Here is a 21413-nt window from a genome sequence, read left to right as displayed (position 1 = left end):
ATCACTCATGTCCGAGTCCTACTCCGAGAAGGACCTGCAGCGGGAGGTCACCGAGCTGCAGGGCAAGTCGGCGACCGCTGCGCGGTTGTTCGACATCCGGCGGATCATCGGTGGGCTGTTCGTGGTCTACGGCGTCATCGTCACGATCGCGGGGTTCACTGCGTCCGACGCCGACATCGACAAGGCGGAGGGCGTCAACATCAACCTGTGGACCGGGTTGGGGATGCTCGCCCTGGGGTTGTTCTTCCTGGTGTGGCTGAAGCTGAGGCCTGCGGCACCGGCCCCTCCGGGGGTTGAGCCGGAGGGCGACGAGCGGGTGGAGTGACCCGGGGTCGTGCAGTGCCCGGCGCCGGGGCCGGGGCCGGGTGGGTGCGCAACCCGGCGGAGCGGGGTGCCGCTGCGCCCACCCGTGCCGCCCTCAGCGGCACGCATGCCCGCAGCTCGGCGAGACCGGGTGCGAGGGGACGCTACTCCCGCTGCACCGGCCCCGCCCGGTCCAGCAACCCCGTCCGCGCCGCCAGAGCCGCCGCCTCCAGGCGGGAACCCACGCCCAGTTTCATCAGGACCCGCTGGACGTGCGTGCGGGCCGTGGAGGGCGCGATGCCCATGCCCGCCGCGATCAGCCGCGTGTCCTCGCCGTCGGCGACGCGCACCAGCACCTCCACCTCGCGCGGCGTGAGCATCTGGAGCAACCGCTGGCCCTCGTCGTCCGGTTGGGCCGCCGGGTTGAGCAACTCGCTGAACGCCCCCTGCAGCAGCTGCGGCGCCACCGCCGCCTCCCCCGCCCGCGCCTTGATGATCGCCCGCTCGACACCCTCTATGCGCTCATCGTGCCGCACATAGCCGGAGGCCCCCGCCGCGAACGCCGCCGCGATCCCCCGAGGGCTCGGCACCGGCCCCAGCACCAGCACCGCGACCTGCGGCCGTTCCCGTTTGATCTTCACCACCGGGTCGAAGATCCCTGGCTCCGCCGGCGCCGCCGTCCCCAGCAGGCACACCTCCGGCGCCCGCGTGATCACCAGCTCCGCCGCGCCCGCGGCCGGCGCCGCCGCGGCCAGCACCCGGTGCCCCCGCAGCTTCAACGCCGAAGCCAGTGCTTCGGCCAGCAATCGGTGGTCGTCGACCACCATGAGCCGTACTCCCATCGAGCAACCCCCCAGTCACCCCAGCCCCCTATGGAAGCCCCCCGGCTCCCCCGCCTTCATGCCCCCGGAAGCTACACGCTTGTTCGACGTTGCGCTCCCCCTACCGGCGAGAATCGCCCCGGATCGCCGAAATTCCTCTCATTCCAGGTTGACCGCGCCAAACAGATGCGGCCCCGCCCCTGAACAGGGACGGGGCCGCATCAGCCACCAGTCGATCAAGAACCGGTCAGTATCCGATCAGCCCGTACCGAAGCCGACCGCGAGGTACTCCTTCTCCCTCACCGTCGACCGCTTGCTCGCGTACACCTTGGACATGTAGAGGTGTCCCTCGGCGTACAGGAACTCGGAGTACTCCGGCGACATGCTGGTCTCCACGTCGCGGACCGAGTCCGTCGCGGGGTTCTGCAGCAGCGTCGTCTGCTTGAAGCTGCCTCCGGCGATGCTCACGACCTGTCCGCCCTTGTCGTACGGGGGACGCTTGTACGCGATCAGGTTGCCGCCGTCCATGCGCAGCGGCGAGATCGTGTAGCCGTCGCCCGCGTCGGCCCGCTGCCCGGTCTGCTTGCCGGTGGCGAGGTCGAAGGCGACGATCTCGTTGGTCTCGCTGTACTTGCCGGTGCCGTCGTGCTCCTCGGTCGGCAGGTACAGCCGGTCGTTGCCGACGGCCAGCAGGTTGCAGGCCTCGACGCGGGTGATGCCCTCGCAGCGGGCCGCGAACTGCTCGCCCGGCGCGGAGATGCGCGTGCGCAGCTTGCCGGTCTTGCTGTCGATGGAGAAGAAGTCGGAGATGCCGCTGCCGTCGCCGGCGGAGTCGCCGACGTCGGCGGCCACGACCAGCGGGTTGGTCGACACGATGCTCGCGTACTCGATGCCCTCGGTCATCTTGTACTCCGAGATCACCTTCCCGGACTTCGGGTCGATGGTCTGGATGTGCAGCTGCCGCTGGTCGTACGAGCCGCACTTGCGCACCGCGACCAGCTTCTCGCCGCCGCCGTACCCGGCGTCGTAGCAGGAGTCGGTCGGCTTCGGGCTCCACAGGAGCTTGCCGGAGACGTCGAACGCGGCGCCGCCGCTGGTGCTGCCGACGGCGATGGTCTTCCCGCTGACCGTGACGTTGTCGAAGGTGATCAGCTGGTCACCGGTCTTGACGGTCTTGGTCCACAGCCTCTTGCCGGCGTCCAGGTCGATCAGCGCGATCTCGCTGCACCCGTGCGAGGGGTCGGCCTTGGTGGGCATCGCCGGCTGGTAGAGGACCGCCGTCAGGTTGTCGTCGGTGACATGGCGGCTGGCCTGGCAGACCGGGCCGGCCAGCGGGATCTTCCACAGCTCGCCGCCCTTGTCGCGGTCGTAGCCGACGATCTGGGCGATGCCGCTCTTGACGTACGCCTTGTCGGTGAGCCACGAGCCGGAGACGACGACCGTGCTGTCGTTCTTCACCTCGGGTGCCGGGACCTGGAAGAGGACCTTGGCACTGGGGTCGGACGGTGCCTTCTCCTTGCCGGAGGTGGTGCCGCCGTTGATGTCGTCCGTGCCGCCGGTGCCGCCGCTGGAGCCGGCGGTGTCGTTCTTCTTGCCCTCGTCCCCGCCGGACTTGGCGTACCAGACGCCGCCGCCGATGATCAGGGCGATCGCCACGACCGCGGCGATGATGATCGCCATCTGGGCGTTGAACTTCCCGCCGCCGCCCGGCTGTCCGGCCTGCGGCTGGTGCGGCATGGCCTGCTGCGGATAGCCGTAACCGGGCTGCCCGTAGCCCGGCTGCCCGTAGCCCGGCTGCCCGTAAGGCGCCTGCTGCGGCTGCCCGTACGGCCCCGGCTGCTGGCCGGGGTAGCCGTAGCCGGGCGGGGCCTGCGGAGGCTGGGGCGCCGGAGCCCCCTGCGGATACCCGTAACCCTGTGGAGGCTGGGGCGGCGTCTGCGGGGCGGCCGGCGGAGGCGTCTGCGGCGTCTGCGGCGTCTGCGGCGTCTGCGGCGTCTGCGGCGTCTGCGGCGTCTGCGGGTAGCCGTAGCCCGGCTCCGGGGCCTTGCCGAGGTCGGGCCCGGCCGCGGGCGGCGGGGTCTGCGGCGGCTGGTCCTGGGGCGGACCGAAGCCGCCCCCCTGCGGGGGCTGTTGGGGCGGCGGGGGCGGCGGCTGGGTCATGGCGTGGCTACCTCGGGGAAGGGGACGGGCGACTGAGGGAGTTCGGAAGGAGGAGGAGTCACTTGCCGTAGGCGAGCATCAACTTCTCCTTCGTGTCGTCGTTCCCGCTCAGCCGGGTCGTCGAGATGTAGAAACGCCCGTCGACCCAGTCGATCTCCTTCGAGAAGAAGCTGTCCTCGATGTCAGCGGCGTTCTGCGGGTTCTGCAGCAGCTTGGACGGCTTGTGACTGCTGCCGCCGGTCGGGATGGACACGACCTGCCCGCCCGCGTCGTACGACGGCTCCACATAGGCGATGAGCTTGCCGCCCTCGGTCTTCACCGGCAGCATCGACTCGTCGGAGGGCGACTTCACGCGCCACTTCTCCTTGCCGTTCGCGAGGTTGACCGCGACGATCTCGTTGGCGCCGGAGGTGGCCTCGGTCGGCAGGTACAGCGTGGTGTCGTCGACGGCGACGCCCTGACAGCCCGTGAGGTCGCGCTCGAGGATGGCCCAGCCGCACTCGGGGGCGAAGTCCTCGTCGAAGCCGACCTGCGAGCGGAACTTGCCGCCGGAGGTGAAGGTGGAGATGTTCCAGGCCTTCTTGTCCTCGTTGGTGCTGTAGACGACCAGCGGGCTGACCGAGTAGGTGCGCGCGACCCGCCAGCCCTTGTCGAACGGCTGGGTCCACCGGGCCTTGCCGGTCTTCGGGTCGAGCTCCTGGATCTCGTCGTGCTCCTTGTCGGTGCCGGCGCCGCAGGAGGAGACGGCGATCAGCTTCTCGCCGCCGGCGAAGGCGGCGGGGAAGCAGGCGTTGCCGTAGCGCTTCTTGTCGAAGAGCTTGTCGCCGTTGGTGACGTCGTAGGCGGTGCCGGACTGGGAGCGGCCCACCATCAGGGTCTTGCCGGTGATGGACAGTTCGACGGAGAGCGTGGAGTCGAACAGGGCGCCGTCGGCGACCTCTTCCTTCCAGCCCTTCTCGCCGGTGCCGAGGTCGATCTCCTGCAGCTGGTTGCACTTGGCGCGGTCGCTGCTGCCGCTCATGTACGCGACGACGATCTTGTCGTCGGACGTCTTCTGCTCAGTGGTCGCGCAGATCTTCTGCGGGAAGGTGATCGGGTCCCAGGCCGGTTTGCCGTCACCGACGTTGTACGCGGAGAGTTGCTTGTACGCCGCCTTCACCGCGGTCTTGCCGGTGATCCACATGCCGTCGGCGTCGGCGCCGGAGCCGGGGGCGTCGGGCGCCTCCTTGTACCAGAGGACCTTGGCCTCGCCGGCCTGGCGGCCCTCGTTGAGGTCCTCCGGGTCCTCGCCGCCGTCGCCGCTGCCGTCACCGGGGTTGACCGGGGCGGAGGAGGCGGGCTTGGCGTCGTCGGTCTTCTGGGCGACCGGCTTCTTCTTGCCCTTGCCGTCGTCACCGGTGACGGCCCACACGGTGCCGCCGACGACGAGCAGCGCGGCGACCGCGGCGCCGATGATCAGGGCGGGCTTGCCCTTGAAGGGGTTGCCGGAGCCGCCCCCGGGCGGGGTGCCGGGCGCGCCGGGGTACTGCGGCTGCTGCGGGTAGCCGTAGCCGGGCTGGCCGTACGGCCCGGGCTGCTGCGGCTGGCCGTAGGGGCCGGAGTTGTACGGTCCCGGCTGCCCGTACGGACCGGGCTGCTGCGGAGGCTGCTGCGGGTAGCCGTACCCGGGCTGCGGCGGGCCCTGCGGGGGCGGCGGCGTCTGGGGCGGGCCCTGGGGCGGTGGCGGCGTCTGCGGTGCCCCGTAACCACCGCCCTGCGGCGGCTGGTTCTGCGGTGCTCCGAAGCCACCGTGCGGTGGCTGATTGGGCGGCTGAGTCATCAGCGGCTCCCCCGTTCGATCACTGATTTTTAGCCACACCCTGAGATACGAAATGGGCTCAGAGTCGCTTCATAAAGTTCTAAGACGACTCTTTGTATCACCAGGTTCCGACAGCGGCCGGGCCGTCCCACCCCCTGTTCCCAAGGGCGGACCGGCCCGTGATGCCGTCGTTATGCGTCTTCACGCACCCTTCACGCGTCCTCGGCGAGTTCCAGCCAGCGCATCTCCAGCTCCTCGCGCTGACCGGCCAACTCCCGCAGCTCGGCGTCCAGTTCAGACACCTTCGAGAAGTCCGTGGCGTTTTCGGCGATTTGGGCGTGGAGCTTGGTCTCCTTCTCGGAGACCTTGTCGAGCTGCCGCTCGATCTTCTGGAGTTCCTTCTTGGCGGCGCGCTGGTCGGCGGCGCTCACCGCCGGGGCGGCGGACTGCGAGACGGCGGCGGGGGCCGAGGCGGCAGCGGCCTCCTCCATGCGCCGGCGCCGCTCCAGGTACTCGTCGATGCCGCGCGGCAGCATCCGCAGGGCGCCGTCGCCGAGCAGGGCGAACACCCGGTCGGTGGTGCGCTCGATGAAGAACCGGTCGTGGGAGATGACGATCATCGAGCCGGGCCAGCCGTCGAGCACGTCCTCCAGCTGGTTCAGCGTCTCGATGTCGAGGTCGTTGGTGGGCTCGTCGAGGAAGAGGACGTTGGGCTCGTCCATGAGCAGGCGCAGCAGCTGGAGCCTGCGGCGCTCACCGCCGGACAGGTCGCCGACGGGCGTCCACTGCTTCTCCTTGCCGAAGCCGAACGTCTCGCACAGCTGCCCGGCGGTCATCTCGCGTCCCTTGCCGAGATCGACGCGCTCGCGCACCTGCTGCACGGCCTCCAGCACGCGCGTGGCGGGGTCGAGTTCGGCGACCTCCTGGGAGAGGTAGGCCAGCTTCACCGTCTTGCCGACGCGGACGCGCCCGCCGACGGGCTGGGCCTCGCCGTCGGACCGGGCGGCCTCGGCCATGGCCCGCAGCAGGGACGTCTTCCCGGCGCCGTTGACGCCGACGAGGCCGATCCGGTCGCCGGGTCCGAGCTGCCAGGTGACGTGCTTGAGGAGGACCTTGGGGCCCGCCTGGACGGTGATGTCCTCCAGGTCGAAGACGGTCTTGCCCAGCCGGGTGGAGGCGAACTTCATCAGCTCGCTGCTGTCCCGGGGCGGCGGTACGTCGGCGATGAGCTCGTTGGCGGCCTCGACGCGGAAGCGCGGCTTGGACGTACGGGCGGGCGCCCCGCGGCGCAGCCAGGCCAGCTCCTTGCGGACCAGGTTCTGCCGCTTGACCTCCTCGGTCGCGGCGATGCGCTCGCGCTCGGCCCGGGCGAAGACGTAGTCGGAGTAGCCGCCCTCGTACTCGAAGACCGAGCCGCGCTGGACGTCCCACATGCGGGTGCACACCTGGTCCAGGAACCACCGGTCGTGGGTGACGCACACCAGCGCCGACCTGCGGTTCTGCAGATGCTTGGCCAGCCAGGCGATGCCCTCGACGTCGAGGTGGTTGGTGGGCTCGTCCAGGACGAGCAGGTCCTGGTCCTCGATGAGCAGCTTGGCCAGCGCGATCCGGCGCCGCTCACCACCCGAGAGCGGGCCGATGACGGTGTCAAGACCCTTGGGGAACCCCGGCAGGTCGAGCCCGCCGAACAGGCCGGTCAGCACGTCCCTGACCTTGGCGACGCCCGCCCACTCGTGGTCGGCCATGTCGCCGATGACCTCGTGGCGGACGGTGGCCTCGGGGTCGAGGGAGTCGTGCTGGGTGAGCACGCCGAGGCGGAGCCCGCCGGAGTGCGTGACGCGCCCGGTGTCGGCGCTCTCCTGCCTGGCGAGCATGCGGATGAGCGTGGTCTTGCCGTCGCCGTTGCGGCCGACGACGCCGATGCGGTCCCCCTCGGAGACGCCGAGGGAGACGCCGTCGAGCAGGGCGCGGGTGCCGTACACCTTGCTGACGTTCTCGACATTGACCAGGTTGACGGCCATTACTCTCCTGCCAGGGGGGATGGATCGACCCCCAGGGTAGTCGCGCGCAGGGGTGCTCCGGCCGGGGCGGTCAGCCGCCGTCCGCGGCTTCCCGGCGGCGTTGGTAGCGCGACACGTCCATCAGCCTCTCGTCGAACGGCAGCTCCGGGTCGAGGGGGCCGATCCGGTGCTCGGCCTCCACGCAGCGGGGATCGTCGCGGTAGGCCAGGCCGGAGACGGCGCAGATGCGGATCTGCTGCCGCTCGTCATGGGTGAGGGCGACCAGCGCGTCCCCGATCTCGGGCTCGATCCCCCGGTAGTGGCCGAGCCAGCGGCAGGCGGCCTCGCGCACGCCGGGGTCCTCGTCACCGGCCAGGGTGAGCACCGTGGTGAGGCTCTCGGGGCGGACCTGGAAGCGGCCGTCCTCGGAGCGCTCCAGGGTGTCCGGCACCAGGGAGCGCACCCTCGGGTCCGGGTGGGTGAGGTGCAACAGCCCCACGGCCTCGATCTCGGGGGCGCTGTCATGAGTGATCGCGTTCAGGAGGGCTGCCAGCACCTCCGGATCCTCCTCCTGTTCGGCCCAGGGCACCAGCTCCCTGCCCCGCTCCCAGAACGGATCGCTTCCCTTGACGGGGTCGCCGAGGATCAGGAACAGCAGCGTCTCCGCCGCCAGCAGGCGGTGCAGCCGGTCGGGGTGGTTGAGGAGGTCCCTGGTCCACTGCCATGTCTCCTCGTCCAGTCGGCGGCCGAGGGTGAAGACCACGTCCGACCAGACGACGTGGTCCCGGTCGGGGTGGGCGAGGGCCCGGGCGACCAGTTCGTCGAAGGGCGTACGGATCCCGTAGCGCTCCTCCATGGACGTGAGCACCGCCCGGTGCTCGTCGCGCACGGTCGTCCCGCCGAGCGTGAACTGCTCGCACCACCAGCCGATCTCGTCGTGCCGGACCCGGATCCGCTCGATGGGCCCGGTGAGTCCGGTGACGCGGCGCAGTCCGGCCTCCGCGCCCGCCTCGGCCCAGTGCCCGGCCCGGGCCAGCAGTTCGGCGCGCGCGGGTGCCGGGAGGGGGGTCCGGCTGGTGGCGAGCGCGTAGGTCAGGAGGTGGGACCCGCCGTCCACCGCCCGCAGCAGCGGGGTGCTCCCGTCGGGCAGCCGGCGCAGCGGGTCGGCTCCGGCCCGAAGCAGCGCTTCGGCGACGGGTTCGTCGTACGCCTCCACCGCGAGGCAGAGGACCGGCAGGCCGTCGGCGAGGGTGTCGGGGTCGGCCCCGGACTCCAGCAGTGCCGTGACCTCGTCCGCGTCCCCGCGCCGTACCGCCGCGACCAGTTCCCGCACGCCCGCGCCCCCCCCCTCGTGAAACAACCGGGAGAGCCTAGGCGCCCGGCAGCCGCCGGGGCACGTGATTAACGCCCGGCGATCGTCGCCCCGGGTGCCGGGCCCGACGCCGTGCGCACCGTCCGGCACGTCCCGGACGACACCAGCGCCTGCGCCACCGCGGCGGCCGACTCCGGGTCGCGGACCAGGAACGCCGTGGTCGGGCCGGAGCCCGAGACGAGCGCGGTGAGGGCGCCGGCGGCCCGGCCCGCGGCCAGGGTGTCGGCGAGTTCAGGGAAGAGGGAGAGGGCGGCGGGCTGGAGGTCGTTGGAGACGGCGGCGGCGAGCGCGTCCGGGTCGCCCTTGGCGAGGGCGGCGAGGAGTTCGCCGGAGGCGACGGGCTCGGGGATGTCCGTGCCCTCGCCGAGCCGGTCGAACTCGCGGAAGACCGCCGGGGTGGACAGGCCCCGCCCGGCCATCGCGAACACCCAGTGGAAGGTGCCGCCGACCTCCAGGGGGGTCAGCTGCTCGCCCCGCCCGATGCCGAGGGCGGCCCCGCCGACCAGGCTGAACGGCACGTCGCTGCCCAGCTCGGCACAGATGTCGAGGAGTTCGTCGCGGGAGGCGCCGGTCTCCCACAGGGCGTCGCAGGCCACCAGGGCGCCCGCGCCGTCCGCGCTGCCGCCCGCCATGCCGCCGGCGACGGGGATGTCCTTGGCGATGTGGATGTGGACGCCGGGGCTGCGGCCGTACCGCTCGGCCAGCGCGATCGCCGCGCGCGCCGCCAGGTTCGTACGGTCCAGGGGGACCTGGTCGGCGTCCGGGCCGTCGCAGGTGACGCGCAGTTCGTCGGCCGGGGTGACGGTGACCTCGTCGTAGAGGCCGACGGCGAGGAAGACGTTGGCCAAGGGGTGGAAGCCGTCGGGGCGGGCGGCGCCGACCGCCAGCTGGACGTTGACCTTGGCCGGGACGCGGACCGTGACGCTCACGCGGTCTCCTTCTCCTGGTGCCGGTTCGCCTTGTGCTCGGCGATCCGCGCGAACTCTTCCACGGTCAGCGACTCGCCCCGGGCCTGCGGCGAGACCCCGGCGGCGACGAGGGCCTCCTCGGCGGCTGCGGCGGATCCGGCCCAGCCGGAGAGCGCGGCCCGCAGCGTCTTGCGGCGCTGGGCGAACGCAGCGTCGACGACGGCGAAGACCTCGCGCTTCGAGGCCGTCGTCTTCAGCGGCTCGCTCCGGCGGACCAGGGAGACCAGGCCGCTGTCGACGTTGGGCGCCGGCCAGAACACGTTCCGCCCGATGGCACCGGCGCGCTTGACCTCGGCGTACCAGTTGGCCTTGACCGAGGGGACCCCGTAGACCTTCGAGCCGGGCGGGGCGGCGAGCCGGTCGGCGACCTCCGCCTGGACCATGACGAGGGTGCGTTCGATGGTCGGGAAGGTGTCGAGCATGTGCAGCAGGACCGGGACGGCCACGTTGTAGGGGAGGTTGGCGACCAGCGCGGTCGGGGCGGGGCCCGGCAGCTCGGTGACGTGCATGGCGTCCGAGTGGACCAGGGCGAACCGGTCGGCGCGCTCGGGCATGCGGGCCGTGATGGTCGCGGGCAGCGCACCGGCGAGCACGTCGTCGATCTCCACCGCCGTGACCCGGTCGGCGACCTCCAGCAGCGCGAGGGTGAGCGAGCCGAGCCCCGGGCCGACCTCGACGACCACGTCGTCGGGGCGCACCTGTGCGGTGCGCACGATACGGCGGACGGTGTTCGCGTCGATCACGAAGTTCTGTCCGCGTTGCTTGGTCGGGCGTACGCCGAGGGCTGCCGCGAGCTCGCGGATGTCGGCGGGGCCCAGGAGGGCGTCGGGGGTGGGGCTGCTGGTCACGGGACAAGGGTACGGGGGTTCGGTTCCCCCCTTAGCCGCCCAGCCGTGCCCCGCAGTGCGGCCAGGGGCTGGCCCCACGCCGCACATACAGCTTCTTCGCCCGGTACGTCTGTTCCGCCGCCGGGGCGTCCTGGGGGCGGCCGCTGCCGCCGAGGGCCTGCCAGGTCTGGGTGTCGAACTGGTAGAGGCCGCCGTAGGTGCCCGAGGAGTCGACCGCGTCGGGCCGGCCGCCGGACTCGCAGGCGGCGAGGCCCTGCCAGTCGAGGTGGTCGGCGCCCTGCACGGACGCGGGGCGCGGTTTGGTGCCGACCTTCACGACCTGCGGGCGCGGCTCGCGCACCACCTCGGATCTGATCCGGCGCGGCTTCTGCCTGACGCCGTTGACCGTGCGCACGGAGAAGGTGACCCGGCGCAGTCCCGGCTCGCCCGCGCGCTCCACGACCTCCGTGCCCCGGAACAGGTCCGGGTCCTCCGTCCGCCGTACCTGGAACGGGATCGGCTCCTCGCGGACCTCCTTGCCGCCGGTGATCCGCAGCACCGTCACGGTCTGCCCGTCGCGCGGGAAGCTCCCCTGCGGGACCGACGTGGTGTCCTGGCCGTGCAGGGTGATCCCGGCCTCCTCGACGGCCTCCCGTACGGTCGCGGCGTTGGTGCGCACCGTGCGGGCCCGGCCGTCCGCCATGATCGTGACCGTGCGCTCGGTCCGCACGTCCAGCGCGAGCCCCTCGCGCCCGATGCGCCGGGAGCGCGACGTGGACACGTAGGCGCCCTCCTGCCGCACTCCGAGCTGCCGCAGCGCGCCCTCCACCGTGTGGGCGGTCGTCCACACCTCACGGCGGTGTCCGTCGAGGGTGAGCCGTACGGGGCGGGCGTAGTGCACGGCGACCTCGTCGCCGCTGCTGATCTCCGTGCCGGGTCCGGGCGCCACCACGTCGTGGGCGCCGACCTCGACGCCTTCCTCCGCCAGCAGCTCGGTGACGTCGTCGGCGAAGGTGTGCAGCGTGCGCGCCTTGCCGTCGACGTTCAGCTCGATCGCCTTGTCCTTGGCGACGAACGCCGTGGTGCCGCCCGCCAGGAAGGCGACGACCAGGGCCTGCGGGAGCAGCCGCCGCATGGGGCTGTCCGGGCGCTCGGCGTAGCGCGCCTTGCGCCGGCGCGCGGACCTGCGATGCGAGCCGGTGCGCGCCGCGGCACGCGATCCGGCGCGCGCACCCGTGCCCTGGTCGGGGTGCCCGGCGGGCCCGGGCGCGGGCTCGCCGCCCGGGGCGCCCTGCCGGGGCAGCCCAGGCAGGGTCGGCGCCTCGTAGGCGGGCCGGTAGGTGTCCTCGTAGGCGCCCGGTGCGCCGGGTACCCCGTAGGCGAGTGTCTCGGCGCTGTGCAGATCGGCGGGCGGCGCGTCGTAACCGCCGTACACCGGGTCGGCGTAGGCCGGGCCATACGTCTCGTACGTCTCGTACCGCGAGTTGCTCACGCCGACACGCTCCAGGGGCCGGAGGGGGTCCAGAGGGGTCCGGATGGGGCCCCCAGAACCTAGCGGAGCGGCCGTCACTCTCCAAAGCGACGCGACTACGCACAGTCGTGCGGTGCGGGTCGGCGGGCGGGGTCGGCGGGGCGGGGTCAGTAACCGAACGCGCGTGCCGTGTTCGCGCCGAGGGCGGTGGCCAGCGTGTCCTCGTCGACGCCGCGCACCTCGGCCATGGCGCGCACGGTGATCGGCACCAGATACGGAGCGTTGGGCCGCCCGCGGTAGGGCGCCGGTGTGAGGAAGGGCGCGTCCGTCTCCACGAGGAGGAGCTCCAGCGGGGCCACCGCCACCGCGTCCCGCAGGTTCTGGGCGTTCTTGAAGGTGACGTTGCCGGCGAAGGACATGAAGTAGCCCGCGCTCGCGCAGATCCGGGCCATCTCGGCGTCGCCCGAGTAGCAGTGGAAGACGGTCCGCTCGGGGGCGCCCTCCTCCTTCAGCACGCGCAGGACGTCGGCGTGGGCCTCGCGGTCGTGGATGACCAGGGCCTTGCCGTGCCGCTTGGCGATCTCGATGTGGGCACGGAAGGACCGCTCCTGCGCGTCCTTGCCCTCGGGCCCGGTGCGGAAGTAGTCGAGGCCCGTCTCACCGACGCCCCTGACCTGTTCCAGCGCGGCCAGCCGGTCGATCTCGGCGAGCGCGTCGTCCAGGGCCGCTTGGCCACCGGGTTCGCGGGCGCCCTGCCGCGACCAGCCGTCGGGGTCGCCGTGCACGATCCGGGGAGCCTCGTTCGGGTGCAGGGCGACCGTCGCGTGGACGGCGTCGTGGGCCGCCGCCGTCTCGGCCGCCCACCGGGAGCCCTTGAGGTCGCAGCCGACCTGCACGACCGTCGTCACTCCGACCGACGCCGCCTTCGCCAGCGCCTCCTCGACCGTGCCGGACTGCATGTCCAGGTGGGTGTGGGAGTCGGCGACCGGCACCCGGAGGGGCTTCGGGAGGGGTGGGGCCGCGTTCTTGTCCTGGCGGTCGGAGTCGTTCGAAGGCATGCCCCGATCCTACGAAAGGGGTACGCCCTCCCCGGCGGGGAGGACCGGGGAGGGCGTCGGCAAGGGAGGCCGGACGGGTCAGCTCGCCTTGCGCTGGAAGTGGTGCAGCAGGTCGGACAGGTGCCAGTGGTGGTCCTCGCCCTCGGCCGCTGCCGCGGGCGCGTCCACGGGCCCGGCGGGCGGCGGCACGCGGGAGGGCCGGTGCGCCGCGTCGCGCGCCGACGCGACCCGCCCGGGCCGCATGATCCGCACGACATGGCTGTCGCAGTGGTGGCATTCGGGCTTGCTCAGCGGAGAGGGCACGACCTTGCCGTCCGCCACGTAGAGGACGAACTCGTGACCCGCGGCGTCCGTGTGGTGCTCTATCTCGAACGACTGCTCCCAGCCGTGCCCGCACCTCATGCAGGCGAAGGAGTAGGACTCGTTGACGACTGCGGTCGCACCGGCGCGGAGCCCGGTCTGCCCTGCGATCTCACTCATGCCAGCTCCTGTTGGTCCGCTGTGGCGTGAGGACGGTTCCGTCCCCGCGACCCAGTGGACTCCTCGGCCGGACCGATGGCAGCAGACCTGTCGAGTGTTGGCCCCGATTTGGGCGTCCCTTGCCCCTGCGCCCCTTCTGCTTTGCCCACCCATGGGGCGCACGCTCATCTGACATGCGCCCTGCTCAGAGGGCACTTGGCGCTCCTTCAGGGGCGCGGGGAATCGCGCGATCAACCTTCCACAACGCGCGTCCCGCGCACCACGTCAGCCCCCAGCCCGAACCCGGCTGTCACGCCGAATTCTTCGCAGCGACCACCGCATCGAACACAACCCTCTTCGGCACCCCGGCCTCCACCGCCACCGCGGCGATCGCCTCCTTGCGGCGCTCCCCCGCTTCCTCCCGCACCCGGACCCGCCGCACCAGTTCCTCCGGCCCGACCTCCTCGGGCCCCTTCTCCGGCGCCCCCTCCACCACGACGGTGATCTCCCCGCGCACGCCCTCCGCGGCCCACGCGGCCAGCTCCCCCAGCCCGCCCCGCCGGACCTCCTCGTAGGTCTTGGTCAGCTCCCGGCACACCGCGGCCCGCCGCTCGGCCCCGAACACCTCGGCCATGGCCGCCAGCGTGTCGTCGAGCCGGTGGGGAGCCTCGAAGTAGACGAGCGTGCGCCGCTCCTCGGCGACCTCCCGCAGCCGCCCCAGCCGCTCCCCCGCCTTGCGCGGCAGGAACCCCTCGAAGCAGAACCGGTCGACGGGCAGCCCGGACAGCGCGAGCGCGGTGAGCACCGCGGACGGCCCGGGCACGGCGGTGACCCGCACGTCCCGCTCGACCGCGGCGGCGACCAGCCGGTACCCCGGGTCGGACACCGACGGCATCCCCGCGTCGGTCACCAGCAGCACCCGCGCCCCGCCCACCAGCTCCTCGACCAGCTCCGGCGTCCGGGCGGACTCGTTGCCCTCGAAGTACGACACCACCCGGCCCTTGGGTGTGACGCCGAGCGCCTGGGTCAGCCGGCGCAGCCGCCGCGTGTCCTCGGCGGCGACGACATCGGCTCCGGCCAGTTCCTCGGCGAGCCGGGGCGGGGCGTCCGCGATGTCGCCGATGGGGGTGCCTGCGAGTACGAGGGTTCCGATCACGCTCCCATCCTCCCAGGGGCGGACGGTGCGGACTCCTCCCAGGGGCGGAGGATGCGGACGCATACCGGCCATGCACGGGACTCACACAGAACGGTTCCCTACGATGGCGCGGTGACCAGTACCGCGTCCTCCACGGACACCCGTCAGGGCCAGGCACCGCTCGACCAGCGGCCGTCCTGGCAGCAGCGGCTGCGCCGCTTCGGCTACCAGGGGCAGCCCAGAAGCGACGCCCGCGACGTCCGTGACCGGCTGGTGCCGCCGTACACCGAGCCCGGGCCGCGCCTGTGGGCGGCGCTCGGCGTCCCGCACACGCTCGCGGGGCGGCTGGTGCGCTGGTCGGGCTGGATCGGCCCGCTGCTCGTCACGCTGCTGGCGGGTGTGCTGCGGTTCTGGAACCTGGGCAGCCCCAGGGCGGTGATATTCGACGAGACGTACTACGCGAAGGACGCGTGGGCGCTGGTCCACCGCGGGTTCGAGCTCAACTGGGACAAGAACGCCAACGACCTGGTCCTGTCGTCGGGCGGGAACGTCGCGCTCCCGACGGACGCCGCGTACGTGGTGCATCCGCCGGTCGGCAAGCTCATGATCGGGCTCGGCGAGCTGATGTTCGGGTTCGACCCCTTCGGCTGGCGGTTCATGACGGCGCTGCTCGGCACGCTGTCCGTGCTGCTGCTGTGCCGCATCGGCCGCCGCCTGTTCCGCTCCACCTTCCTGGGGTGTCTCGCGGGCACGCTGATGGCGGTGGACGGCCTGCACTTCGTGATGAGCCGCACGGCGCTGCTCGACGGCGTGCTGATGTTCTTCGTGCTGGCCGCGTTCGGCTGTCTGCTCGTCGACCGGGACAAGGCCCGCGGGAAACTCGCCGCCGCGCTGCCGCTCGACGACGACGGCCGGGCCCGGCCCGACCGGCACACGGCCGAGACGGCCCGCCTGGGATGGCGGCCCTGGCGCTGGGCGGCGGGCCTGATGCTGGGCCTGGCCATCGGCACGAAGTGGAACGGCCTCTACATCCTGGCCGCGTTCTGCCTGATGGCGGTGTTGTGGGACGTCGGTTCGCGGCGGGTCGCCGGCGCCCGGCACCCGTACTCGGCGGTCCTCAAGCGCGACACGGGTCTGGCGTTCGTCGCCACGGTCCCGGTCGCCCTGGTCACCTACGTCCTGTCCTGGACCGGCTGGATCCTCTCCGCGACGAACGGCTCCGGCGGCTACTTCCGCAACTGGGCCGCGACCAGCGGCAAGGGCGGCAGCTGGACGTTCCTGCCCGACTGGCTGCGCAGCCTGTGGCACTACGAGCACCAGGTGTACGAGTTCCACGTCGGGCTGTCCTCGCCGCACACGTACCAGTCCAACCCGTGGAGCTGGCTCGTCCTCGGCCGCCCGGTGTCGTACTTCTACGAGTCCCCGGCGCCCGGCAAGGACGGCTGCCCCGCCGACGCCGGCGAGAAGTGCGCCCGCGAGGTCCTCGCCCTGGGCACGCCGCTGCTGTGGTGGGTCGCCTGCTTCGCGGTCCTCTACGTCCTGTGGCGCTGGTTCTTCCGCCGCGACTGGCGCGCGGGCGCCATCGCCTGCGGCATCGCCGCCGGCTACCTGCCCTGGTTCATGTACCAGGAGCGCACGATCTTCTTCTTCTACGCCGTCGTCTTCCTGCCGTTCCTGTGCCTGGCGGTGGCGATGCTCCTCGGCGCGATCATCGGACCGCCACGCTCCACCGACACCCGCCGCGTCGCGGGCGCCACAGCCGCGGGCGTCCTGGTCCTCCTGATCACCTGGAACTTCATCTATTTCTGGCCGCTGTACACAGGCACTGCCATCCCCATCGACGACTGGCGGGCCCGGATGTGGCTGGACACCTGGGTCTGATCTACATTCGGTCACAAATCGAAACTCCCGGCCCTGCAGTAACCGCTTCCCCATAGAGTGCAGCCGGGGCCGAGCTTTCTGAACGTGTTCAAAGGAGCACGTTGGGGGCTCAACGGGGAGGGGACCGCCCAATGGGCAAGGGGGTCAAAGCCGCCGTCATAGGCGGGGTGTTCGCGGTGATGGTGGGTGGGGCCGGGTACGGCGCCTACAACCTCGTGAGCGCGCTGAACGGTGACGGGGGCGGCACGAGCGGGGTGTCCGCGGAGAAGCGGACGGGGCCGCCCGGCGAGGACGAGGTCAAGGAGACCACCGCCAAGTTCTTCGCCGCCTGGCAGACGGGAGCGGCCGGGAAGGCGGCGTCGTACACGAACAACGACGCGGCCGCCGAGCAGCTGCTCTCCGCCTTCAGCGGCGATGCGCACATCACCGACGTGAAGATCACACCGGGTGCGGCCCGGGGCACCACCGTGCCGTACACGGTGAAGGCGAAGGTGGCCTACGACGGGAAGTCCAAGCCGCTGAGCTACCAGAGCAAGCTGAAGGTCGTGCGCGGGCTGACCACCGGGCGGGCGCTCGTCGACTGGCAGCCGTCCGTCGTGCACCCCGAGCTGAAGAGGGACGACACCCTCGTCACCGAGCAGTCGGCCACCCCGCCCATCGAGGCCGTGGGCCGCGACGGCTCCGAGCTGACGAAGGAGAAGTACCCCTCCCTCGGCCCGGTCCTGGACGCCCTGCGCGACAAGTACGGCGACAAGGCCGGTGGCACCCCCGGCATCGAGCTGGTCGTCCGGCACGACGGCGACGGCGCTCACGACACCCCGCTGCTCACCCTCGCCAAGGGCGAGCCGGGCAAGCTCACCACCACGATCAGCCCGAGCGCGCAGGCGGCGGCCGAGAAGGCGGTCAAGCGGTTCGCCCAGTCGTCGGTGGTGGCCGTCAAGCCCAGCACCGGCGAGGTGCTGGCCGTGGCCAACCACCGCACGGACGGCTTCAACGCCGCTTTCCAGGGTGAGGCGGCACCCGGCTCCACCATGAAGATCATCACCGCCGCGATGCTCATCGACAACGGCGTGACCTCCATGAACGGCCCGGCGCCCTGCCCCGACACCGCCGTGTGGCAGAGCCAGACGTTCAAGAACCTCACGAACATGAAGTCCAACGAGAACGCCACGCTCGCCAACAGCTTCATGCGGTCCTGCAACACCGCCTTCATCAAGCTCATCGACGAGAAGCCGCTCACGGACGCCTCGCTGGCCCAGGAGGCCGAGGAGCGCTTCGGGCTGGGGCAGGACAACTGGAAGACCGGCATCGCCTCCTTCGACGGCCGGGTCCCCGCCGTCGACGGGCCGGACCGGGCGGCGGGCGCCATCGGGCAGGGCCAGGTACAGATGAGCCCGCTGAACATGGCCTCGGTCACCGCGACCGCGATCACCGGCGCCTTCCGGCAGCCCTACCTGGTCTCGCCGAAGCTGGACGGCCGGGAACTGGCCCAGGCCCAGGGCCTGCGGTCGAGCACCGCCGCCCAGCTCAAGCAGATGATGCGGCTCACCGCCACGCAGGGCACAGCCGCGCAGGCCATGGCCGGACTGGGCGGTGACATCGGTGCCAAGACCGGTTCCGCCGAGGTCGACGGCAACGCCAAGTCCAACAGCTGGTTCACCGGTTTCCGGAACGACATCGCGGCGGCGGCCATGACCGAGGAGGGCGGCCACGGCGGCGACGCGGCCGGGCCGATTGTCGCAGCCGTGCTACGAACGGGTGGCTGATCTCACCTCCGCGGGACGGGACTCTAGGGTGGTGGCCGTCGTTGGGACAGCTGAGGGCAACGGGGACCCTGGGGATTCGCGGAGGAAAGAACAGCAGTGGGCAACAGAAGGCGCGTCGCCGAGCGACGGAAGACGAGACCCGCCGTGATCGGCGGGGTGATCGCCGTGGTCGTCGTGGGCGCAGGGGCCGGTGCCTACGCGCTGTACGGCGGTGGCGCCGCCGCCGACGACGGGACGCGCGCGTCGGACCAGAAGGCCGAGGTGAAGACCGGCCCGCTGTCGCAGGCCGAGGTCGCCACCACGGCCCGCGCCTTCCTCACCGCCTGGCAGTCCGGAAAGGTCCCGCAGGCCGCCGCGGCCACCGACGACGCCCCCGCGGCCCAGCGGCTGCTCACCGGCTACACCAAGGACGCCCACATCAAGGACGTCACCCTCACGCCGGGCAAGCCGACCGGTGACAAGGTGCCGTTCTCCGTCAAGGGCACGGTGTCCTACAAGGGCACCGACAAGCCGCTGACGTACGCCGGCGCGCTGACCGTCACGCGCCGCGCCGCCGACGGAAAGCCGCTGGTCGACTGGCACGCGGCGGTCGTCCACCCGGATCTGAAGGACGGCGACGAGCTGGTGACCGGTGAGGCGGGCACGCCCCCGGTCAAGGCCCTCGACCGGGACGGCGGCGAACTGACCAAGCAGAAGTACGCCTCGCTCGGCCCGATCCTGGACGGACTGCGCGAGAAGTACGGCAAGAAGGCCGGGGGCAAGGCCGGCATCGAACTCCGGGTCGTGCGCGGCAAGTCCGCCAAGGCGAAGGACCTCTCCGACAAGACGCTCCTGGAGCTGAGCGAGGGCACGCCCGGCACGGTGAAGACCACGCTGGACCCGGCCCTGCAGGCGGCGGCCGAGCAGCAGGTCGCGAAGAAGGCCAAGTCGTCGGTGGTCCTGCTGCGGGTGTCGACCGGCGAGATCCTGGCCGCCGCCAACGCCTCCCCCGGCTTCAACACCGCCTTCCAGGGCTCCCTGGCCCCCGGCTCCACGATGAAGGTCATCACCTCGTCGCTGCTGCTCGAGAAGGGCCTGGCCTCGGCGGACAAGAAGCACCCGTGCCCGAAGTACTTCACGTACGGCCACTGGAAGTTCCAGAACGACGACAAGTTCGAGATCAAGAACGGCACCTTCAAGGCGAGCTTCGCCCGCTCCTGCAACACGGCCTTCATCAGCCAGGCCCCGAAGCTCAAGGACGACGACCTGACCAAGGAGGCCCAGCAGGTCTTCGGCCTGGGGCTGAACAACTGGGCGATCGGTGTGCCGTCCTTCGACGGCGCGGTGCCGGTGCAGTCGGCGGCCCAGATGGGCGCCTCGCTGATCGGGCAGGGCGGGGTCCGGATGAACCCGCTGAACATGGCGTCGGTGTCGGCGACGGTCAAGGCCGGCACCTTCCACCAGCCGTACCTGGTCTCCCCGGACGTGGACGGCCGCAAGCTGGCGAAGGCCTCGCGCACGATGCCGGCGAGCACCCTGTCCCAGCTGCGTGAACTGATGTCGTACACGGCCGCTTACGGCACGGCGGCGGAGGCGATGGCCGGGGTCGGCGGCGATGTCGGTGCGAAGACCGGGTCCGCCGAGGTCGACGGGCAGAAGAAGCCGAACGGATGGTTCACGGCCTACCGGGGCGACCTGGCCGCCGCGGGCGTGGTCCAGCAGGGCGGGCACGGCGGTTCGACGGCCGGTCCGATCGTGGCGGCACTGCTGAAGAAGGGCGGCTGAGCCACCGGTTCAGTGCGTCACGGGTTCCGCGGCGGCCATGTACGTCCGCCGCAGGAACCGCAGCAGCGCCTGCCGCTCGAACTGCACCACCGACACGCCCTGCGCGGAGTGGAACTCCACCACGACCTGCACCCGGCCGCACGGCCACACCCGCACCTCGCCGCTCCCCACGGGGGCCCGCAGCCCTTCCTCCAGGAGCTCGCGGCCGAAGGTCCATTCGCGTCCCCCGGCGCCGGGCAGCACCATGCGCACCGACCGGGGGTCGTGGTCGGGGTCGTACCGCAGGGTGACCGGAACCGCCTCCAGCTCGTCGACGAGAGGGACGGCCGCGTCCGAGACGATGTGGGCTCGCGCGTACTGCTCGACTACGGACATCGGACGGCCCCTTCACCGTGCGTGATCCGAGTGGAAACCGTGCGTCCACTCCCCCTCCAATGTCGCATATTTTCCGGATTACGCCCTTGGAGCCGGATATATCACGGGTGAGATAAAACGAACCTCGCGCTCTTGCAAATCGTTCGCATCAAGCCACATCATCGAACGGTGCATGTACCTGACGGATTCATCAACGCGCCCACCTCCGCCGCCACCGGTGTGATCGCCGCGGGCGCCGTCGCCGTGAGCCTGCGCGGCGCACGCCGCGAACTCGACGAGCGCACGGCGCCGCTGGCCGGCCTCGTCGCGGCGTTCATCTTCGCGGTGCAGATGCTGAACTTCCCCGTCGCGGCGGGGACCAGCGGCCATCTGCTCGGTGGCGCGCTGGCGGCGATACTCGTCGGCCCCTACACCGGGGTCCTGTGCGTCTCCGTCGTCCTGCTGATGCAGGGCATCCTCTTCGCGGACGGCGGTCTGACCGCGCTCGGCGTGAACATCACCAACATGGCGATCGTCACGACGGTCGTGGCCTACGCCCTCTTCCGCGGCCTGGTGAAGGTGCTGCCCCGCACCCGCCGGTCGGTCACCGCGGCCTCCTTCGTCGCGGCCCTGGTCTCCGTGCCGGCCGCCGCGCTGGCCTTCACGCTGATGTACGCGATCGGCGGCACCACCGACGTCTCGATCGGCAAGGTCGCCACCGCCATGATCGGCGTGCACGTCCTGATCGGCATCGGCGAGGCCACGATCACCGCACTGACCGTCGGCGCGGTCATCGCCGTACGCCCGGACCTGGTGTACGGGGCGCGCGGTCTGACGCAGAAGCTCAAGCTGCGGGTGAACGGCGAACTGGTCGACGCGCCGGAGGCCGAGCCCGCGCCGGTGGCCGCCCGGACCTCGCACCGCAGGGTGTGGGCCGCCGGTCTGGTCGCCTCCCTCGTGCTGGCCGGGTTCGTCAGCTTCTACGCCTCCGCGAACCCCGACGGCCTGGAGAAGGTCGCCGCCGACCACGGCATCGACCAGCAGGCCGAGGAGCACGCGGTGGCCGACTCCCCGCTCGCCGACTACGGCGTCGAGGACGTCGACGACCCCCGCCTGTCCGGGGGGCTGGCGGGCGTCATCGGCGTGGGGGTCACGGTCGTCGCGGGCACCGGCGTGTTCTGGGCCGTGCGCCGTCGCCGTACGGGCGACGCCTCCCCGTCGGACACGTCGAACACGCCGGACGCGGCGGACTCGACGAGCCCCACGAGCGTCTGAC

General features: G+C 71.7%; 17 protein-coding genes. 5 read left to right on the top strand and 12 right to left on the bottom strand.

Annotated elements, in window-relative coordinates; translation table 11 throughout:
* Positions 1 to 7: 7 nt before the first annotated feature.
* The gene (locus AB0G20_RS18890; protein WP_361303441.1) at positions 8 to 325 is read left to right on the top strand and encodes a hypothetical protein; all 318 of its coding nucleotides are present in this window, start codon (positions 8 to 10) and stop codon (positions 323 to 325) included.
* A gap of 142 nt (positions 326 to 467) precedes the next feature.
* On the opposite strand, the gene AB0G20_RS18885 is transcribed toward AB0G20_RS18890, so the two are convergent.
* The 11 genes from AB0G20_RS18885 to rsmI all read right to left on the bottom strand — a co-directional run bounded on the left by AB0G20_RS18885 (position 468) and on the right by rsmI (position 14393).
* Positions 468 to 1145: a LuxR C-terminal-related transcriptional regulator gene (locus AB0G20_RS18885; RefSeq protein ID WP_361303438.1), complete on the bottom strand. Its 678-nt coding sequence runs from the start codon at positions 1143 to 1145 to the stop codon at positions 468 to 470.
* A gap of 237 nt (positions 1146 to 1382) precedes the next feature.
* Positions 1383 to 3284: a PQQ-binding-like beta-propeller repeat protein gene (locus tag AB0G20_RS18880; protein WP_361303435.1), complete on the bottom strand. Its 1902-nt coding sequence runs from the start codon at positions 3282 to 3284 to the stop codon at positions 1383 to 1385.
* Between the two features lie 58 nt (positions 3285 to 3342).
* The gene (locus tag AB0G20_RS18875) at positions 3343 to 5103 is read right to left on the bottom strand and encodes a PQQ-binding-like beta-propeller repeat protein (protein ID WP_361303432.1); all 1761 of its coding nucleotides are present in this window, start codon (positions 5101 to 5103) and stop codon (positions 3343 to 3345) included.
* A 191-nt stretch (positions 5104 to 5294) separates the two neighbouring features.
* Positions 5295 to 7103, bottom strand: a complete 1809-nt coding sequence (locus tag AB0G20_RS18870) for an ABC-F family ATP-binding cassette domain-containing protein (RefSeq protein WP_361303429.1) — start codon at positions 7101 to 7103, stop codon at positions 5295 to 5297.
* A 70-nt stretch (positions 7104 to 7173) separates the two neighbouring features.
* Positions 7174 to 8442 carry a hypothetical protein gene (locus tag AB0G20_RS18865; protein ID WP_361303426.1) on the bottom strand — a complete coding sequence of 423 codons (1269 nt, stop codon included), beginning with the start codon at positions 8440 to 8442 and terminating at the stop codon, positions 7174 to 7176.
* Between the two features lie 41 nt (positions 8443 to 8483).
* Entirely contained in the window at positions 8484 to 9383 is a 900-nt protein-coding gene (locus tag AB0G20_RS18860; protein ID WP_361303423.1) for a 4-(cytidine 5'-diphospho)-2-C-methyl-D-erythritol kinase, read from the bottom strand.
* On the bottom strand, positions 9380 to 10270 hold the full coding sequence (gene rsmA / locus AB0G20_RS18855) for a 16S rRNA (adenine(1518)-N(6)/adenine(1519)-N(6))-dimethyltransferase RsmA (RefSeq protein WP_361303420.1): 891 nt from the start codon (positions 10268 to 10270) through the stop codon (positions 9380 to 9382). The genes AB0G20_RS18860 and rsmA overlap by 4 nt, the downstream gene beginning before the upstream one ends.
* Before the next feature lie 31 nt (positions 10271 to 10301).
* Complete coding sequence (locus AB0G20_RS18850; RefSeq protein WP_361303417.1) at positions 10302 to 11741, bottom strand: ubiquitin-like domain-containing protein; 1440 nt, start codon at positions 11739 to 11741, stop codon at positions 10302 to 10304.
* Positions 11742 to 11887: 146 nt separating this feature from the next.
* Positions 11888 to 12778 (bottom strand): TatD family hydrolase, encoded by an 891-nt coding sequence (locus AB0G20_RS18845; RefSeq protein ID WP_361303414.1) that lies wholly within the window; start codon positions 12776 to 12778, stop codon positions 11888 to 11890.
* Between the two features lie 78 nt (positions 12779 to 12856).
* A complete protein-coding gene (locus tag AB0G20_RS18840; RefSeq protein ID WP_361303411.1) occupies positions 12857 to 13258 on the bottom strand; it encodes a hypothetical protein in 402 nt (133 codons plus the stop codon).
* Positions 13259 to 13547: 289 nt separating this feature from the next.
* Positions 13548 to 14393, bottom strand: a complete 846-nt coding sequence (gene rsmI, locus AB0G20_RS18835; RefSeq protein ID WP_361303409.1) for a 16S rRNA (cytidine(1402)-2'-O)-methyltransferase — start codon at positions 14391 to 14393, stop codon at positions 13548 to 13550.
* 111 nt (positions 14394 to 14504) lie between these two features.
* On the opposite strand from rsmI, the gene AB0G20_RS18830 reads away from it, so the two are divergent.
* From AB0G20_RS18830 to AB0G20_RS18820, 3 genes are all read left to right on the top strand, one after another.
* Positions 14505 to 16253: a phospholipid carrier-dependent glycosyltransferase gene (locus tag AB0G20_RS18830; RefSeq protein ID WP_361303406.1), complete on the top strand. Its 1749-nt coding sequence runs from the start codon at positions 14505 to 14507 to the stop codon at positions 16251 to 16253.
* 131 nt (positions 16254 to 16384) lie between these two features.
* Positions 16385 to 18019, top strand: a complete 1635-nt coding sequence (locus AB0G20_RS18825; protein WP_361303403.1) for a penicillin-binding transpeptidase domain-containing protein — start codon at positions 16385 to 16387, stop codon at positions 18017 to 18019.
* Positions 18020 to 18115: 96 nt separating this feature from the next.
* The gene (locus AB0G20_RS18820; RefSeq protein WP_361303400.1) at positions 18116 to 19783 is read left to right on the top strand and encodes a penicillin-binding transpeptidase domain-containing protein; all 1668 of its coding nucleotides are present in this window, start codon (positions 18116 to 18118) and stop codon (positions 19781 to 19783) included.
* Between the two features lie 9 nt (positions 19784 to 19792).
* Here AB0G20_RS18820 and AB0G20_RS18815 read toward each other — a convergent pair whose 3' ends face one another.
* Positions 19793 to 20158, bottom strand: coding sequence for an SsgA family sporulation/cell division regulator (locus tag AB0G20_RS18815; protein WP_361303397.1), 366 nt, complete (start codon positions 20156 to 20158; stop codon positions 19793 to 19795).
* A gap of 168 nt (positions 20159 to 20326) precedes the next feature.
* Between AB0G20_RS18815 and AB0G20_RS18810 the strand changes: the two genes are divergently transcribed.
* Positions 20327 to 21412 (top strand): energy-coupling factor ABC transporter permease, encoded by a 1086-nt coding sequence (locus AB0G20_RS18810; protein ID WP_361303394.1) that lies wholly within the window; start codon positions 20327 to 20329, stop codon positions 21410 to 21412.
* The last annotated feature ends 1 nt before the right edge of the window (position 21413 follow it).

It is taken from the genome of Streptomyces sp. NPDC024017 (genome assembly GCF_040638895.1).
In the GTDB taxonomy this organism is placed as follows: Bacteria; Actinomycetota; Actinomycetes; order Streptomycetales; family Streptomycetaceae; genus Streptomyces.
This window is presented reverse-complemented; position numbering and strand designations above follow the sequence as displayed.

What these genes read in the sequence shown, in the direction of transcription:
- AB0G20_RS18890 (WP_361303441.1), top strand. Translation starts at nt 8, where the DNA reads ATGTCCGAGTCCTACTCCGAGAAGGACCTGCAGCGGGAGGTCACCGAG.
- AB0G20_RS18885 (WP_361303438.1), bottom strand. Translation starts at nt 1,145, where the DNA reads ATGGGAGTACGGCTCATGGTGGTCGACGACCACCGATTGCTGGCCGAA.
- AB0G20_RS18880 (WP_361303435.1), bottom strand. Translation starts at nt 3,284, where the DNA reads ATGACCCAGCCGCCGCCCCCGCCGCCCCAACAGCCCCCGCAGGGGGGC.
- AB0G20_RS18875 (WP_361303432.1), bottom strand. Translation starts at nt 5,103, where the DNA reads ATGACTCAGCCGCCCAATCAGCCACCGCACGGTGGCTTCGGAGCACCG.
- AB0G20_RS18870 (WP_361303429.1), bottom strand. Translation starts at nt 7,103, where the DNA reads ATGGCCGTCAACCTGGTCAATGTCGAGAACGTCAGCAAGGTGTACGGC.
- AB0G20_RS18845 (WP_361303414.1), bottom strand. Translation starts at nt 12,778, where the DNA reads ATGCCTTCGAACGACTCCGACCGCCAGGACAAGAACGCGGCCCCACCC.
- AB0G20_RS18840 (WP_361303411.1), bottom strand. Translation starts at nt 13,258, where the DNA reads ATGAGTGAGATCGCAGGGCAGACCGGGCTCCGCGCCGGTGCGACCGCA.
- AB0G20_RS18825 (WP_361303403.1), top strand. Translation starts at nt 16,385, where the DNA reads ATGGGCAAGGGGGTCAAAGCCGCCGTCATAGGCGGGGTGTTCGCGGTG.
- AB0G20_RS18815 (WP_361303397.1), bottom strand. Translation starts at nt 20,158, where the DNA reads ATGTCCGTAGTCGAGCAGTACGCGCGAGCCCACATCGTCTCGGACGCG.